The 16359-nt window shown below is 73.7% G+C and carries 16 protein-coding genes; 6 read left to right on the top strand and 10 right to left on the bottom strand.

What is annotated here, in order from left to right; genetic code table 11:
- Positions 1-78 precede the first annotated feature (78 nt).
- Positions 79-933, top strand: coding sequence for a TIGR02452 family protein (locus IE239_RS12065; RefSeq protein ID WP_190149247.1), 855 nt, complete (start codon positions 79-81; stop codon positions 931-933).
- On the opposite strand, the gene IE239_RS12060 is transcribed toward IE239_RS12065, so the two are convergent.
- The 3 genes from IE239_RS12060 to IE239_RS12050 all read right to left on the bottom strand — a co-directional run bounded on the left by IE239_RS12060 (position 918) and on the right by IE239_RS12050 (position 3298).
- A complete protein-coding gene (locus tag IE239_RS12060; RefSeq protein WP_190149246.1) occupies positions 918-1364 on the bottom strand; it encodes a type II toxin-antitoxin system PemK/MazF family toxin in 447 nt (148 codons plus the stop codon). The genes IE239_RS12065 and IE239_RS12060 overlap by 16 nt on opposite strands.
- 79 nt (positions 1365-1443) lie before the next feature.
- Positions 1444-2925, bottom strand: coding sequence for a flotillin family protein (locus IE239_RS12055; protein WP_190149245.1), 1482 nt, complete (start codon positions 2923-2925; stop codon positions 1444-1446).
- A 154-nt stretch (positions 2926-3079) separates the two neighbouring features.
- Complete coding sequence (locus IE239_RS12050) at positions 3080-3298, bottom strand: NfeD C-terminal domain-containing protein (protein ID WP_190149244.1); 219 nt, start codon at positions 3296-3298, stop codon at positions 3080-3082.
- Between the two features lie 221 nt (positions 3299-3519).
- Here IE239_RS12050 and IE239_RS12045 point away from each other — a divergent pair, with 221 nt between their 5' ends.
- The gene (locus IE239_RS12045; RefSeq protein WP_190149243.1) at positions 3520-4908 is read left to right on the top strand and encodes a glycoside hydrolase family 43 protein; all 1389 of its coding nucleotides are present in this window, start codon (positions 3520-3522) and stop codon (positions 4906-4908) included.
- A gap of 134 nt (positions 4909-5042) precedes the next feature.
- On the opposite strand, the gene IE239_RS12040 is transcribed toward IE239_RS12045, so the two are convergent.
- On the bottom strand, positions 5043-6173 hold the full coding sequence (locus IE239_RS12040; RefSeq protein ID WP_190149242.1) for a PP2C family protein-serine/threonine phosphatase: 1131 nt from the start codon (positions 6171-6173) through the stop codon (positions 5043-5045).
- A 187-nt stretch (positions 6174-6360) separates the two neighbouring features.
- Here IE239_RS12040 and IE239_RS12035 point away from each other — a divergent pair, with 187 nt between their 5' ends.
- A complete protein-coding gene (locus tag IE239_RS12035; protein WP_229878045.1) occupies positions 6361-6834 on the top strand; it encodes a hypothetical protein in 474 nt (157 codons plus the stop codon).
- 53 nt (positions 6835-6887) lie between these two features.
- Positions 6888-7562, top strand: a complete 675-nt coding sequence (locus IE239_RS12030) for a formylglycine-generating enzyme family protein (protein ID WP_190149241.1) — start codon at positions 6888-6890, stop codon at positions 7560-7562.
- 210 nt (positions 7563-7772) lie between these two features.
- Here IE239_RS12030 and IE239_RS12025 read toward each other — a convergent pair whose 3' ends face one another.
- From IE239_RS12025 to IE239_RS12010, 4 genes are all read right to left on the bottom strand, one after another.
- The gene (locus IE239_RS12025; RefSeq protein ID WP_190149240.1) at positions 7773-8762 is read right to left on the bottom strand and encodes a helix-turn-helix domain-containing protein; all 990 of its coding nucleotides are present in this window, start codon (positions 8760-8762) and stop codon (positions 7773-7775) included.
- A gap of 508 nt (positions 8763-9270) precedes the next feature.
- On the bottom strand, positions 9271-10245 hold the full coding sequence (locus IE239_RS12020) for an alpha/beta hydrolase (protein ID WP_190149239.1): 975 nt from the start codon (positions 10243-10245) through the stop codon (positions 9271-9273).
- Between the two features lie 403 nt (positions 10246-10648).
- A complete protein-coding gene (locus IE239_RS12015) occupies positions 10649-11596 on the bottom strand; it encodes an FkbM family methyltransferase (protein ID WP_190149238.1) in 948 nt (315 codons plus the stop codon).
- Between the two features lie 224 nt (positions 11597-11820).
- Positions 11821-12384, bottom strand: a complete 564-nt coding sequence (locus IE239_RS12010) for an NAD(P)H-dependent oxidoreductase (protein WP_190149237.1) — start codon at positions 12382-12384, stop codon at positions 11821-11823.
- A 118-nt stretch (positions 12385-12502) separates the two neighbouring features.
- On the opposite strand from IE239_RS12010, the gene IE239_RS12005 reads away from it, so the two are divergent.
- Complete coding sequence (locus tag IE239_RS12005) at positions 12503-13210, top strand: TetR/AcrR family transcriptional regulator (protein ID WP_190149236.1); 708 nt, start codon at positions 12503-12505, stop codon at positions 13208-13210.
- Between the two features lie 20 nt (positions 13211-13230).
- Here IE239_RS12005 and IE239_RS12000 read toward each other — a convergent pair whose 3' ends face one another.
- Entirely contained in the window at positions 13231-14361 is a 1131-nt protein-coding gene (locus IE239_RS12000; protein ID WP_190149235.1) for an FAD-dependent oxidoreductase, read from the bottom strand.
- Between the two features lie 44 nt (positions 14362-14405).
- Entirely contained in the window at positions 14406-15077 is a 672-nt protein-coding gene (locus IE239_RS11995) for a TetR/AcrR family transcriptional regulator (RefSeq protein WP_190149234.1), read from the bottom strand.
- Positions 15078-15192: 115 nt separating this feature from the next.
- Between IE239_RS11995 and IE239_RS11990 the strand changes: the two genes are divergently transcribed.
- The gene (locus tag IE239_RS11990) at positions 15193-16242 is read left to right on the top strand and encodes a LacI family DNA-binding transcriptional regulator (RefSeq protein WP_190149233.1); all 1050 of its coding nucleotides are present in this window, start codon (positions 15193-15195) and stop codon (positions 16240-16242) included.
- Positions 16243-16359: the final 117 nt, after the last annotated feature.

Here is a 16359-nt window from a genome sequence, read left to right as displayed (position 1 = left end):
CATGAGCACGACGAGCCGGGCGAGCGGGGCACGAGCGTCCGCGCGTCGCACGCTCATGGCGTCCACGGGGGTGGCGCCATGAGCGCACGGCTGCGCGGTGTCGCGCGGGAGACGGAGAAGATCGTCGCGGACGGCCGCTACCGCGCGCCCGACGGGCGCGAGGTGGCCCTCGCCGCGGCCGTCGAGGCGGCTCGCGCGGGCACCCGGATCCTGGGACCGGACCCGGTCGACGTGCCGGCGGCCGCGCCCGTGGACACCCGCGTGGAGGTCACCGGTGAAAGCAGCCTGGAGGCCGCCCGACGTCTCGTCGGCGCACCCGTGGCGGTCCTCGACTTCGCCTCCGCGCGCAATCCCGGAGGCGGTTACCTCAACGGGGCCCAGGCGCAGGAGGAGGCCCTGTGCCGGGCCTCCGCGCTGTACACCTGCCTGATCACGGCCCGGCGGTTCTACGACCACCACCGGGCTCACCGCGACCCGTTCTACACGGACCGCGTCATCCACTCACCGGCCGTGCCCGTCTTCCGGGACGACCGCGGGCGTCTGCTGGACGACCCGTTCCGTGTCGGCTTTCTGGCGGCGGCCGCCCCGAACGCGGGCGTGGTGCTGCGCACGGCGCCGCAGCGCGCCCCCGAACTGCCGCGCGCGCTGGCCGTCCGAGCCGAACGGGTCCTGGAGACCGCCGCCGCGCACGGCTACCGGCGCCTGGTGCTGGGCGCCTGGGGCTGCGGGGTGTTCCGCAACGATCCCGCGCAGGTGGCGGAAGCGTTCCGCGCGCTGCTCGACCGGGGCGGACGCTTCGGCGGGACCTTCGAGCACGTGGTGTTCGGCGTGCTGGACAGGACGCGGGGGCGTTCGGTGACGGGAGCCTTCGAGGCGGCTTTCGCGAAGCCCTGCGGCCCCCCGGTCAGGGTGGGAGCTCAGGTCCAGCCGTAGCGCTCGTGGAGGCGGTGCCGCACCAGGTTGAACCGCATCCGGTCCAGGGCGCAGGCCTCCCGGCGCATGCCGTCCTCGTGCAGCCTGAGGACGCGGTCGACGTCCACCCAGGAGTCCCGCCCCGTCCGGTCCCACGGGCCGCTGCCTATCGGCACCCACTCGCGGTCGCCGTCGTGCCGCTTGCTGGAGAGCTGCACCGCGAGGAAGGTGCCGCCCGCCTCCCGGGCGACGACGAGCACCGGACGGTCCTTGCCCCGGCCGTCGTTCTCCTCGAAGGGGACCCAGGTCCAGACGATCTCGCCGGGATCCGGGTCGCCGTCGTGCGCGGGGGAGTACTCGGTGCGCACCCGGCCGACCTCGCGGGGGTCGGCCTCGACGGTGGCGGTGGGGCCCGAACGGCCCGGGACGTCTGCTTCGGTAAACGCGGTCACGGGGGCACCCTAAGGGCTGTCCCCGTGACCTGTTCCACCGGCGTGGCCTCAGGACCGTGTCACCTGCGGCGCCGCCGCGTCACCCCTCCTCGACCGGCACCTTGTGCGACGCCGGGTTCGCGATCCCGTCGAGGGGCGAAGTCCCGTTCGGCATCTGCCCGTTCTGGTTCATCGACGCGAGCAGCTGACGGGCCAGACCGAGCCCCGTCCCGCCCATGGTGAGCGCCTTGGCGAACACGTCCGCCATCCCGTCCGCGCCGTTGAGCAGCACCATGTTGTCGACGTTGCCGAAGGCGGACGCGCCGGCCCGCACGATCTCCGGCCAGTTCTCGGCGAGTTGCTGGGCGACGACCGCCTCCTGGTTCTCGGCGAGGGCGGCAGCCCGGGCCTTGATCGCCTCGGCCTCCGCGAGTCCCTGCGCCTTGGTGGACTCGGCCTGCGCCAGACCCCGGGCCTGGGCGGCGGCCGCCTCGGCCTGACCGGTGGCCCGGGTGGCGGCCGCGGAGGCCTCACCCCGGGTCCTGGTCGCCTCGGCCTCGGCGCCGGCGGCGGCCTTGACCCGGGTCGCCTCGGCGGCGGCCGCGAGCTCCGTCTCCTTCGCCTTGGCCTGCGCCGCCGAGATCCGGGCGTCGCGCTCCGCCTCGGCCAGCGTGCGCTTCTCGTACGCCTTGGCGTCCGCGGGCTTGCGCACGTCCGCCTGGAGCTGCTGTTCGCGCCGCTGCGCCTCGAGTTCGGCGACCCGTGTCTCCTGGACGACGACCTCCTGACGGGAGGCGGCGTCGGCGAGGGGTCCGGCCTGGCGGGCCTTGGCGCCCGCCTTGTCCCGCTCGGCCTGGTACCCGGCCTGGAGGATCTCGCTGTCCCGGGTGGCCTCCGCCATCCGGGCGAACGAGGCCTGCTCCGCCTCCGTGGCGAGACGGTTGGCCTCCGCCTGCGCGATCCGCGCGTCCCGCTGCACGGCCGCGGCGTGCGGCATCGCCATGTTCTTGATGTAGCCGGTCGGGTCCTCGATCTCGTGGATCTGGAGCGAGTCCACGATCAGGCCCAGCTTCTCCATCTCCGTACCGCAGGCCGCACGGGTCTGCCCGGTCAGCTTCTCCCGGTCACGGATCATGTCCTCGACCGTCAGCCCGCCCACGATGGACCGCAGATGACCGGCGAAGACGTTGTGCACCCGCTCCGACATCAGCTTCTGCTGGTCGAGAAAGCGCCGGGCCGCGTTGGCGATCGACACGAAGTCGTCGCCCACCTTGAAGATGACCACGCCGCGCACCTTGAGCGGAATGCCCTGGTGCGTCACGCAGTCCACATGCAGTTCGGTCTCGTTCAGGTCGAGCGACAGCTTGCGCACCACCTGCACGCCGGGCATCACCATGGTCCCGCGCCCGGTGACGATCCGGAAACCCATGCCCGCCTCGAGGCCCTCGGTGCGGTGGTTGGAGCCGGAGATGACGAGTGCCTCGTTGGGCTCCGCGACGCGCCACATCATCTTGAACAGACCGATCAGAGCGAGGACGGCGACAACCGCCACCCCCGCAACGACGCCGACGATCATCGGCATACGCCCCCCTGTGAAGGTGCCCTTTCGGCACCGAACGAAGGGAGTGTGCGCCTGCGCGAGCCCACGGTGAAGACGTCGGCGAATCCTTGTTGCAATCTTGACGCTTACGTTTCCGAAGCCGCACGAAGCGGCTCTCACCTGGGCCGCGACGGGCTCAACTGTCGTAGGCGCGCGTGACGTAGACCGTTCTGGGCGGCAGGTGTTCCACCACCATCACGACCGTTCCGCACTCGATGCGGCCCGTGCCGTCCGCCGCGTGCGCGAGGAAGTGCTCGGCCCCGCCGCGCACCCGCACGATCACCTCGCCGACGAGCCCCGGCCCGATCGTCCCGGTGACCCGCCCCATGAGCCCGACCATCGACGCGTCGTCCATGGTCACAGGGTACGGGCGGAACCCGCACATCCGGCCGGGGAGTCCAGGGTCCGCTCCACGAACCTGCGGGGAGGGGCGAGGGGGTCGCCACAGGCGTCCCACAGGCTTCCTCCGTTCCTGCGCAAGGGATTGACGGGCCTGTGCCGCACCCCTACTTTCTGATCGACTTTCCGAACTTCGTTCGGGATTTCGAACTCTGAGTGGTAGGAGAGAGCCGCACCATGACGACACGCCCCCGCATCCCGTCCCGTCGTTCCCTGCTGCGCGCGATGGCCGCCCTGCCCGCCGCCGCACTCGTGCTCGGCGAGGCGCCCGGCCTGCTCGGCACGGCCCTCGCCGCCGCCCCGGCCGCCGGATCGGCCACCCGTTACACCATCGTGCCGTTCCTCGACAGCAACGACGGAACCGTGAACGTCTACCAGTCCGACGACGCGACGGACTTCCGGCTGGTGCAGTCCTCCGCCTACACCCCGCCCGTCAACCGCATCCGGGACGCGAGCGTCTTCAAGCACACCAACGGCTACTACTACCTCACCTACACCACCCACACCTGGCAGGACGCCAGCACCACCATCGGCTTCGCCCGCAGCTCCGACCGGGTCAACTGGACGTTCCTGTACGACTACACGGTCCCGATCGCAGGCCTCTCCCGCGCCTGGGCCCCTGAGTGGTTCGTCGACAGCGACGGCAGCGTCAACGTCATCGTGTCCTGCTCGGTCACCAGCGACGAGTGGATCTTCACCCCTTATCTGCTGAAGGCCACCAACACGGCCCTCACCGCCTGGACTTCACCGGTCGCGCTGTCCGGCATCGGACCGAACCACATCGACACCTACATCGTGAAGACCGGCTCGACGTACCACGCGTTCACCAAGAACGAGACGGCCAAGTACATCGAGTACGGCACGGCGTCGAACCTCACCGGCCCCTACACGATCACCAGGACCGGGGACTGGGCCGGCTGGGGCAGCTACCGCGAGGGCCCGTCCGTCATCCAGCTCGACAACGGCGGCTGGCGGATCTTCTTCGACGGCTACGGCGACGGCAAGTACTACTACAGCGACAGCTACGACGCCTTCGCCACCTGGAGCGCGCCCAAGGCGCTGCCCGGCATCTCCGGCACGGCGCGCCACTTCACCGTCATCAAGGAGACCGTGACCGGCGGCCCGGCCCTGACGAAGAACGCCACGCGCTCGCTGCGCTCCGCCAACTACACCACCCGCTACTGGCAGGAGCAGTCCGCCCTGCTCAACCTGCCCGTGGTGACCGCCTCCAGCACCACCGCGGAGAAGCAGGCGTCCACCTTCACCGTCGTGGCCGGACTCGCCGACGCCAACGCGTTCTCCTTCCGCGACGCGGCGGGCAAATACCTGCGCCACTACTCCTTCCGCGGCCGCTTCGACGCCAACGACGGCACCTCCACCTTCGCCAGGGATGCCACCTTCATCGCCCGGACGGGACCGACGAGCGGCTCGGTCCGCTTCGAGTCGTACAACTACCCCGGCTACTACCTGCGCCACTACGACTACCAGCTGCGCGTCGAACAGAGCGACGGCACGGACCTCTTCCGCCAGGACAGCTCGTTCGTGCCGGTGACCGCCTGGGCGTGACCGCCTGGCGTGATCGGCGGCGGGCCGACCGGGGCGTGGCCGCCGTAGGCAGGACTCCCGCGCGCACCGCGGCGCAGGCTCCCCGGTCCTCCGGGTCCGCGACCGCGGGGCCGGAGGACCGGGACGGGCGGGCGTCAGCGGCCCGGGGACCGGCGGACGGTCAGGACGGCGACGTCGTCGTGGCGGCGGCTGTCGCCCGCGAACGCCCGGGAGTCCTCGTGCAGCGCCCTCGGCAGCTCGGACGGCGAGAGGTCCAGGTACTTCGTCAGGCGTTCGTCGACCGGGTAGAACGTGCCGTCGCCGGCGCGGGTCTCGGTGAGCCCGTCGGTGGTCAGCACCAGCGTCGCGCCGGCCGGGAACGCGAACCAGTCCACGGTCGCCGGCTCGACGGACAGTTCGGCCAGCCCGAGCGGGACGCCCGCGTCCAGGACCGGCGTGGTGACGACGCCCTTGTGCACCACCCGGGGCGGCACATGACCGCAGTTGACGGCCTGCGCCTCCGCTCCCGCGTCGACGCCGATGACGAGAGCGGTGACGAACCGCTCGTCCTCGCCGGTCTGCTCGGCGTAGGAGTTGTGCCGGACGACCGCCGCGTCCAGGGCCTCCACGAGCGCGGTGAGCGTGGGCTCGCGGTGGGCCGCCTCCCGGAAGGCGCCGATGACGGCGAACGCCGCGCCCACGGCGGCCAGCCCCTTGCCCTGCACGTCGCCGATCAGCACCCGCGTGCCCCAGGGCGACGCCACGACGTCGTAGATGTCACCGCCGACCAGCCGGTCCTCCTGCACCGGTTCGTAGACGCCGTTGACCAGGACGTCGTCGGTGAGCACGGGCAGCGGATGCAGGATGTGCCGCTGCATGGCGGCGGCGGTGGAGCGCAGCCGCAGCATCTCGTGCTCGCGTCCGATGCGCCGGTGACAGGCGTACACGGAGGCTGCCCCGAGGGCCAGGGTGAGCAGCACCAGCAGTGTCCGGTCGAGCCAGCGGCCCCCGTCACCGGCCCGAACCATCACGGTGAAGGTGACGAACAGGGTGGTCCAGGCGGCGACGAACTTGGTCTGCTGGACGGTGCACAGCGCCGACGCCGTCCCGGGCAGGAAGACCAGGAGCCCGAGGAGCCACACCTCGGAGCCGGACAGCACGCCGAGGACCTCCACCAGGACCGTCACCCCCACCACGCCGGCGACCGTCTCGGCGTTGCCCGGAGGCTCGATGGCGTCCAGCACGTCGAGGGCGTCGGCAGGTCTCTTCCGACGGATACCGGTCATGGGGGCTCCCGGGCAGGCGGTGATCTCTCTGTACCTTAGACAGGACGCCGGCCCGGCGGCCCGCCACGTCGGCCCGCCACGGCGGCGCACGCGGTGAACGGCCGCCGGACCCCGGCCGTACCTCCTGCCGAACGCCCGTCCACCGGCGCGGACGGAAGCGCGCCGGCACGCGAATACGGAGTGGTACGTGTTTCAGCAGCCCACGGCCCGCCTTGTGCGCGGCGCCGCACTGGCCGGCAGCCTGGCCCTGTTCCCCTTCACCGCCGCGTGCGGCGGCGCGGACGACACCGACGACAAGAGCGCGCCCACGCCTGCCGCGGTGACCGCCGCTCCCGAGGCAGGGGTCGTGGCGCCGGCGAAGGTCGAGGTGATCGCCGCACTGACCGGCTGCACGGCCGAGATCCGCATCGAGGCGGAGGAACTGAGGCAGGGCGCCTGCCACACGAAGGAGTCCGACTACCTCATCACCACCTTCCCCGAGGAGCGGCACAAGGAGTCGTGGCTGGAGGCCGCCTCCCTCTACGGCGGCCAGTACCTGGTGGGCTCCCGTTGGGTCGTCAGCGCACAGCCGGAGGCGCTGACCGGCCTGCGGCCCCGGCTCGGCGGAACCATCCGGCAACTGAGCAGAACGGGCCCCGCCCCCGCGCCGCAGGCGTCGTAGGCCCGGCGCCCGGCGGCTCTCCCGCGCGTTCCCCGTGATGAGATCATCCGCTCATGGACGCGACGGAGCAGGGCCTGACGATGATCGCCGTACCGCCGGGCACGGTCACCCTCTCGGACCGGCGGACGCGACGCAGTTGGGCCGTCGACGTGGCGGGCCACCGGCTGGCGGCGCACCCGGTCACCCGCGGGCAGTACGCGCGCGTCACCGGCCGGACCACGGCCGGCGCCGGGGAGGACCGGCTGCCCGTCGAGAGCGTCTCCTGGTGGGACGCGGTCCGCTTCTGCAACGCCCTGTCCGAGCGGGAGGGCTTCACACCCGTCTACCGGGTGGGGGCCGACGGCGAGTCCGTCGACCGGGACGCGTCAGCCGACGGCTATCGGCTGCCCACCGAGGCGGAGTGGGAGCACGCCTGCCGCGCGGGCACCTCCGGGCCGCGCTACGGACCGCTCGACGACATCGCCTGGCACCGGGGGAACTCCGGGGATCGCCTCCACGAGGTGGGCGGCAGACGGCCCAACCCGTGGGGCCTGTACGACATGCTCGGCAACGTGTGGGAGTGGTGCTGGGACGTCTACGACGCGCAGGTCTACGGCGCCTACCGGGTCCTGCGCGGCGGCGGCTGGTTCGACGAGCACTGGAGCTGCCGGGCCTCGGTGCGCCGCCGCAGCCACCCCACCTTCCGGGTAGACGACGTGGGGTTCCGTCTCGCCCGCACGCCGCGCTGACGGGCGGGCCCGAGCCCGGCCGCCACGGCCGAGGACGGCGCCGTCGGCGTCGACCGGGCCGCCGCGCCAGGGCAGACCGAGGTCCGAGACACCGCCGGGTGGAGCGGCCGGGGAAGACGGGCCGCCCCCGTTCGCGCTGCGCCGAGGTCCGGCGGTCCCTCCGTACGGCCTCCGCGACCGCGATAGGTCGAGCACGCCGCCTGGGCGTCGCTACGAGCGCGTCAACCGCCGCATGGTCAGCGCGAGGTGCAGCCGCAGCCGGCCCTGGGGAGTGCGCACCGGCCACCCCAGCAGATGCTCGGCGTGCGCCAGCCGGTCCTGGAGCGTCGAGTGGTGGACGTTCGCCTCGGCCGCCGCCGCCCGCAGACTCGCCGTCACAGCGACGGCGTGGAGGGTGGCGAGCAGCCATGGGGCCTCCGCGGCGGCGGCCTCGACCGCCCGGACGTCCGGCGGGGGTTCGGCCCCCGGTACGACGAGGCCGGCCAGCAGAGCGACTCCGCCGAGCTCGTCGGCTTCCACGACCCGAGGACCGGGGTCCTGCGCGGTGCCCTCCGCGGTGAATCTGAGCGCGGTGCGGGCGGCGGCCCAGGAGCGGGGCAGGTCCGTCACGGGCACCGCGGGCCCGACTCCCGCCCGGCCTACGGCGACGGCGTCCGTGGCGACGGCGGCCAGTACCCGGGGCGGCCCGTCGGGCACGGCCAGGGCGCGGAAGGAGGCGGCGGGGTCCAGGCCGAGACGGCGGGCCGCGTGCAGCCGGGCCGGTACGGCCGCCGAGGCGTCGAAAAGGGTCTCGACCAGCGCGGGATCGTGCAGCGGGGCCCGTCCACGGGTGCGGTCGAGGACGAGGCGTGCCACTCCGGCCGCCCGCTCCAGGATCACGGCGTCCACGACACTCGGCCGGGCGTCGGCGCGTTCCAACCACAGGGCGGGCGAGCCGCCCGGCGTCAGGGCGGCGGACGGCCAGGCCGGGTCCGGCGGGAGATCGGTGTCCCGGCGCGTGCCGTCCGCCTCCACCCGGACGCGCACCAGGCGGTCGGAGTCGACGAGTCGCGCGGGCACCCCGGACAGCACCGCGGCCCCGCGCACCAGGGCCTCCACCCCGGCCCGCGACTCGGCAAGCCGGTCGAAGTAGGCGATGACCTGCACGGCCGCCCCTGCGTCGGGATCCAGTGCGGTCAGCCGTCCGGCCAGCTCTTTCATACGGCCATCATGCGCCCTGCGGACCGTCGCGCGGGGGCGGGGCCCCTTCCCTCGCTCGAGGAACCCGACCGACCGCCCCGACCCGCAGGGCGACGACCCCGGGAGTTCCCGACTCGGCCCCCACGGCGACCGCAGCGGTGTCGCCGGGGCCGTCCCACCGAGGCCTTCCCACCGTGTCCGTCCCGGAGGGGGTCTTCGTGCCGGGGTCGCCCCGTGCGGTCTGTCCCGTCGGTCTGTCCGGGGCGGCCCGCGCCGGTCGTTCGGCGGGACGCAGGACGACGCGGTACCGGACGACGGCGGGGCACCCGGGGGCGGCCGCGTCGGGCGGCGCCGGCTGGGCCGCCCGGCCGCAGCGTCCCGTCGGGGCCAACCCGCAGGTCCGTCGGTCGCGGGCTGCGGCGGGCGTCGTAGGGCGGGACGTCGGTGCGTGTGTGCCCCTGGTGGAGCCGGTGCGACCGGAGTCGGCGGGCGGGCCCGGGTCCGGGCCGTCGGGCGCGTGCGTGACGGGCTACTCGGCGAGCAGGCGTCGTAGCCAGTCCACATGGGCCGCCCGCGCCGACCTCGACAGCGCGGCCTGTGGTGCGAAGCCGTCGAACCCGTGGAAGCCGCCCGGCCAGACGTGCAGCTCGGCCACCCCGCCGGCCTGCCAGATCCGGGAGGCGTACGCGACGACCTCGTCCCGGAAGGTCTCGGCGGAGCCCACGTCGAGGAAGGCCGGGGGAAGCCCGGACAGGTCCTCGGCGCGGGCGGGCGCCGCGTACGGAGAGACGTCCGGGCCGCCGCGCCGCTCGCCGAGCAGGGCCGTCCAGCCGGTCTCGTTGGCCGTGCGGTCCCAGACGCCGAGTCCCGCCATCTGGTGGCTGGAGGGGGTGTCGTTGCGGTCGTCCAGCATGGGGCACATCAGCAGCTGGCCGATCGGCCGCGGTCCCCGGCGGTCGCGCAGCAGCAGAGCGAGTGCGGCCGTGAGGCCGCCGCCGGCGCTGGCCCCGGCGATGACGATCCGTTCCGGGTCGGCGCCCAACTCCTTGGCGTGCTCCGCCGTCCACAGCAGACCGGCGTACACGTCCTCGACCGGCGCCGGATGCGGGTGCTCGGGGGCCAGCCGGTACTCCACGGACACCACGACCAGGTCGAGTTCACGCGCCCAGTCAAGGATCACGCCCATGCCGTCCCGCTTGTCGCCGAGGACCATCCCGCCGCCGTGCACGTGGTAGACGACCGGGCGGGGCCGGTCCGGGGCCGGTGAGGTCGGACGGCAGATCAGCAGGGAGATCTCGGGGGAGCCCTCGGGCCCCGGGACCGTGCGGTCCTCGACCTCGAAGGACCCGCCGGCGGTCAGGTCGAGCTGGGCGAGGAGCGCGATGCCGGGTCCCCGGCGGACGGCTTCGATGTCCTCCGGGGACAGCCCCGGCTGGATCACGTCCTTGATGAGCTCCAGGGCGGCGGCGAGTTCGGGGTCGAAGGGCGGCGGCTGGGACGTCATGGGCTGCTCCTCATACGGAACGCGCGGATGCGCGGTGGATCGTGCGGCTCATGGTCGCTCGGACGGCCGCCTTCCCGAGCACCGCCGTTCGGCGGAACCTGCCCGCCGTCCGGCGGGTGACACGGTCCCGTCCTCGTGGCTTGCCAGGATCGCCGAAGGCCGCGGAGAAGCGTTTCGGCGTGGCCGACCGCCTCCGAGTCCGCCCGCTCCCGGACCTGGTGCCGCCCGTGCCGCCGGTGCTGCCCTTGCTGCCGGTGTTTGCCCGTGCTGCGCGCGGCCGGGGTGCATGTGCCGCGGAGCGGCGTCGCCTTCTCGCTCGGCGTCCTGTGCTCTTTGTCGCGGACGACCCTCACCGGCCCGCGGGCCGCCGAGCGGCTGGGAGCCGCGGACTCGTGCGACGGCTCTACGGCGCGGGCGCGGCGGCCGCGCGCATCAGCACGCAGTCGAACTCGATGACCCGTCCCGTGGTCGCCTCGCGCGTCACCGGGTACATCCCGGTGATGCCGAAGCCCGCGGCCTCGTACGTCGCGACGGCCTCGCCCATGCCGGGGCTGCCCTCGTACAGCCTGAGCACCGCGACCTCGGACTGCATGCCCACGAACTCCGCGATACGTTCCCCGCCCCCGGCGAACACCTCCAGGTCGTAGCCCTGCGTGTCCATCTTGAGGAAGGGGCGCGGTTCGGCGAGGCCCTCCATCGCCTCGTCCATGACCTCCGCCAGCCGGCGGACGCGGATCTCCTCGGTGTCGGCCTGGGTGAAGCGGCTGTAGCGGCCCTTGCCGTAGTCGCTCGCGGACAGCAGGGAGTTCATCGTCTTCCACCCGGTGTGGATCTGCGCCGTCGTCTCCTCGCGGCCCAGGCCGCACCGGTACACCCGCCAGGCGGGGTCGTCCGCGGCGGCCTTCTCCAGCCGGGCGAACGTCTCCGACGTGGGCTCGAAGGACACGATCCGGCCGGTGTAGCCGAGCCCGCGCAGCCGCCTGGCGTACTGGCCGGCGTTGGCCCCGACGTCGAAGACGCAGTTCACGCCGTACAGCTCCAGCATCGCCGTGACGTGCTGGCTGCACAGGTACTCGGCGGCCGCCAGCTGCAGCTTGCGCTCGTCGCGCCGGTCCGGGGCGTCCATGAGGAGGACGGCGTCGGTGCCGCCCAGCCGTACGGCCTCGCCCTCGCGCACTCCGGGGCGCTCGCCGTCCCGGGTCCGCCGCAGCACCCAGGTGTCCCTGCCCGCACCGGTGGCCCGGAACGGACGGCCGCGCCGGGTGACCACCGCCGTCCCCGGTCCGAGGTCGGTCACCTGGACGCCGATGCGGGGCATCAGAGCCAGCAGTCGTCGATAGAGGGTCTGCATCTTCCCAGCCCTATCAGACGTGAAGGCATGCAGTCTGCGGCTTCGACGACTTTTGTCCGGCCGCCCCCGACGGCCTGCGCGGGACACCGACCTGCGGCCGGGCGTGCACGCCCGTCGGTGCGTGGGTGCGGGGATGCGGGGATGCGACGTGCGAACGACGAACGGGGCCCGGAGGATCCTCCGGGCCCCGCCCGTCGTTCTTCACCCGCGGGGCAGGACGGCGATCAGGCGGCCGCGACCTCGCCCGCGTGGCCGTGCAGACGGGCGACGACCTCGGTCAGCTGCGCGGCGACCTCGGCGTCGTCCACCGGGTGGGTCTCGGCGAAGCGGGTCAGGGAGCCCGGGATGGAGAGCTTGAGGTCCTCGATCACCTTGCCGCCGGCGATGCCCACGGCCTTGCGGGCCTCGTCCTGCGCCCACACGCCGCCGAACTGGCCGAACGCGGTGCCGACCACGGCGACGGGCTTGCCGCCGAAGGCGCCGGCGCCGTACGGGCGGGACAGCCAGTCGATGGCGTTCTTCAGGACGGCCGGGATGGTGCCGTTGTACTCGGGGGAGAAGAGCAGGAAGGCGTCGGCGGCCTGCGCGGCCGCGCGCAGGCTCGCAGCGGCGGCCGGGACGCTGCCCTCGACGTCGAGGTCCTCGTTGTAGAAGGGGATCTCCGCCAGGCCTTCGAAGAGGTCGACCTCGGCGCCCTCGGGAGCGACCTTGACGGCCGCCTCGGCGAGCTGGCGGTTGGTCGAACCGGCGCGGAGGCTGCCGACGAGCGCGAGGATGCGGACTGACATGGGTACTCCCAGAGGCTGGAACACTGCTGCGACGAATACGGACCGAAGTCCGTTTATTGTTCTAGCATCCCAAACGGACCGCGGTCCAGTTTCATTCCCGGTGCTTTACGCTGAGTTCATGTCCGCCGTTCTGCCCCCCTGTCCGGAGCCCGACGAATCCGACGAGCCCGTCGGCGAGTCCCAGCTGCTGCACCTCGGGCCGTTCGACGACGAACCGTGCCTGCGCGCCGACGCGGCCCGCAACCGGGCCAGGCTCCTGGACGCCGCCGCCCGGCTGATCGCCGAGCACGGCGCGGCCGGGGTCACGATGGACGCGGTGGCGAGCGCGGCGCACGTCGGCAAGGGCACGGTGTTCCGCCGCTTCGGCGACCGTACCGGGCTGCTCAACGCGCTCCTGGACCACTCCGAGCGCAACTTCCAGGCCGCCTTCCTGAGCGGTCCGCCGCCGCTGGGGCCGGGCGCGCCGCCCTCGGAGAGGCTGCGGGCCTTCGGCGTCGCCATGCTCCGGCGCTGCGTCGACGAGCTCGACCTGCAGCTGGCGGCCGAGCCCGGAGCCGAGCGCCGGTACTCCGTGCCGCCGCGCCGCGTCCATCTGGCTCACCTGGCGATGCTGCTGCGCCAGGCCCGGCCCGACGCGGACGCGGAGTTGCTCGCCCACGCGCTGATGGGGTACCTCAGCCCCGTCCTCGTCCACCACCTCACCCGGCAGTCCGGAATGCCGCCGGCCAGGCTGGAGGCAGGCTGGAACGACCTGGTCGACCGGGTGGCGGGCGAGGCCGCCGCCCCCGGCGGCGACCCGCCCGGGGCGAGGTCCGCTCAGGGGTGAGGCCCGCCCGGGCGGGCGGGTCAGGGGTGAGCGCTGAACAGGTCGACGACGGTCTGCGGCGCGTCCTCGGCGAACAGGGCCGTGCTGTTCTCGGCCGAGTCGGCGGCGGCGGCCGCGCTGCGCGGGAACAGTTTCTCCTCGTAGGCGGCCAGCGCGGCCTCGCGTTCACCCGGGTGCGCCGCCAGGGCCAGGCCGAGTTCCGCGCCGTCCAGCATTGCGAGGTTGGCGCCCTCGCCCGCGAACGGCGACATCAGGTGGGCGGCGTCGCCGAGCAGGGTGACGCCGGGGACGCGGTCCCAGCGGTGGTCGGCCGGCAGCGCGTGGATCAGGCGCGGCGTCAGCGGCCCGTCGGCGTCGGCGACCAGAGCCCGCAGGCTCTTGTCCCAGTCCGCGAAGTGCTCCAGGACGTGGGCCTTCGCCGCCTCGTCGTCGTGGAAGTCGACGCCGTCGGCCCAGTCCTCGGCGACCCGCAGCGCCGTGTAGACGTGCAGGCTGCCGTCGGGTTCGCGGTGGGCGATGAAACCCTTGCCGTGGCCGAGCGCGAAGAGGGAGCCGTCGCCGACGACCCCGGCGCTCACCGGATGCCGCACGTCCGCGTCCAGCAGGTCCGTCTCGACGAACGACACGCCCGTGTACGCGGGCCGGGCGGCGGAGAGCAGCGGGCGGATCCGGGACCAGGCGCCGTCGGCGCCGACCAGCAGGTCCGTGGTGAAGGAGCCGCCGTCCGCGAGGGTCACCTCGTGCCGCCCGCCCTCCAGCGCCCGCGCTGCGGTGACCTTCGCGCCCCAGTGGACGGTTCCCTCGGGCAGCGAGTCGAGCAGCAGGCGGCGCAGGGCGCCCCGCTCGACCTCGGGGCGCCCGCCGGCCCCGTCGTCGTCCTCGGCGTACCGGACCACGGCGTCCTTGTCGAGAACGCGGACGCTTTCGCCGCCGGGCACGACGAGTTTCCGGAACGCCTCGTGCAGTCCGGCGGCGCGCAGGGCCTCCTGGCCGGAGTCCTCGTGGATGTCGAGCATGCCGCCCTGGGTGCGGGCGGCGGGTGAGGCGTCCAGATCGAGGACGGCTGCCGGGATGCCGTGCACGCGCAGCACACGGGCGAGGGTGAGACCGCCGAGTCCGGCGCCGACGATCGCTATGGGGTGGTGCTCCATGGTGGGTCTCCTTGGTGGGGCAGCAGGGTGTGACGGTTCGTGGATCAGCAGGGTGTGGCGGTCCGCTCGATGCCGTTGATCAGCGCCTGGACCCCCCAGGACAGACGGGCCGCGGGAGGGCCGGACAGCAGCGGGCCGGCCAGGGCGGCCGTGTGCGGATGGGTCTGCTCGGAGGCTGTGCGCACCGCGTGCCGCAGGGCGTCCCAGTCCTCCTGGGAGGCCTCCTCGCTGTGCTCGGCGGCCGTCGCGGTGGCGTGCTGGAGCAGCAGGTCCACGCCCCAGGCGGCCTGGGCGGCGGGCACCCCGCCCTCGTCGAGCAGGGCGAGCAGCGTCTCGATGAGGTTCAGGTAGTGCGGGCCGCTGGGCCGCGCCGTGAGCGCCGAGCGGGCGAGGTCCGGGTACTCCAGGAGCATCGCGGTGTACGCGGTGAGCACCCCTTCCAGCCGCTCGCGCCAGTCGCCCCCGGCGGGGGCCGGGCCGACCGTGCCCAGCAGCTCGTCGAGCACGGCCGCGTGCAGCTCCGCCGTGTTGCGGACGTACACGTAGAGGGAGGCCGGGCCGGTGTCGAGCTCCTCGGCCAGGCGTCGCATGGTGACCTTGCGAAGTCCTTCGGCGCGCAGCACCGCCACGGCGGCTCCCACGATGCCCTCCCTGGTCAGGGCGGGCTTGGCGGGGCGCTCGCGGCGGCTGCGCGGGGTGTCGGGGCGTGCTGTCATGCCACGAGTATGACGTACATGTTCGTCACGAACAAGTACGTCACGAACATGTTCGTTGACGGTCTGTCGGATCCGGCGTCCCCCGCCCCGGACCCCGGAAGCGGCGTCTGCCAAGATGCCGTACGTCATGGTGCAGATACCGAACACGCCCGCGCCGACGAAGTCGCCGGCCCCGCGCCCCGTGCCCACGAGCGCCGACGTGGCCCGCCTGGCCGGCGTCTCGCGCGCGACCGTCTCCTACGTCCTGAACAACGCCGGCGCCGTGCGCATCAGCGAGCCCACCCGTCTTCGGGTCCGCCAGGCGGCCGAGGAACTCGGGTACGTGCCGCACGCGGCCGCCCGCGCCCTGCGCGCGGGACACAGCCGCGTGGTCCTGATGCCCACGCTGCCCGCCCCGGCCGGCCCGCTCTACAGCCAGTTCGTGCACGACTTCCAGGGGGCGCTCGCCCGCCTCGAGTACACCGTCGTCCAGTACGGCGCCACCGGACTGTGCGGCGACGACGCCGCCCGGGCCTGGGCCGAACTGCGGCCCGTCGCCGTGCTGGTGCCCACCCCGGGCATCGGACCGGAGGGGGTCGCCGTCCTCAAGCGGTCCGGCGCGCGCGCCGTGGTGACCCTCAGCCCCGCGCCCGTCGAGGGCGCCCACGCGCTGCGCCTGGACCATGCCGACGTCGGCCGCAGTGCCGCGGCCCATCTGTATGCGCGCGGCCGCCGCCGGATCGGGGTGGTCGTCCCCGAGGGGCGGGGCATGGAGGTGTTCTCCGCGCCCCGCCTCCACGGCTCCCGCGAGGCCCTGTCCGGCACGGGGGCCACCGTGACCGAACTGCCCCTCGCCTACAGCGAGGAGTCCGCGGCCGCCCTCGCCGCCCGCTGGTCCGGCCTCGGCCTCGACGCCGTGTTCGCCTACAACGACGAGTACGCCATGCTGCTGATGCGCGCCCTGCAGGAGACGGGGGTCCGGGTACCCGAGGACGTCGCCGTCGTCGGCGCCGACGACCTCGTGCTGGGGCGGCTGCTGCGGCCCCGGCTCAGCACCGTGCGGATCGCGCTGCCTTCGGGGCGTGAGCTCGCCTCACTGGTGGACCGGGCCGTCCGCAACCCCGCCGCCGCCCCCGAGCCGCACGAGCCGTTCGGGGCCACGGTCGTGCACCGTGAATCCAGCTGAACCACGACGCCGGCCCGTATCGCGGCCCGACCCCGCGCCACGGTTCCGGCGTGCCCCCGGCCCGGGCCTGCGCCACGGTTCCGGCCGGCGGTCGGCCCCCCAAGTCCCTTGTAAGTC

The organism is Streptomyces humidus (assembly GCF_014649655.1).
GTDB lineage: Bacteria > Actinomycetota > Actinomycetes > Streptomycetales > Streptomycetaceae > Streptomyces > Streptomyces humidus.
This window is presented reverse-complemented; position numbering and strand designations above follow the sequence as displayed.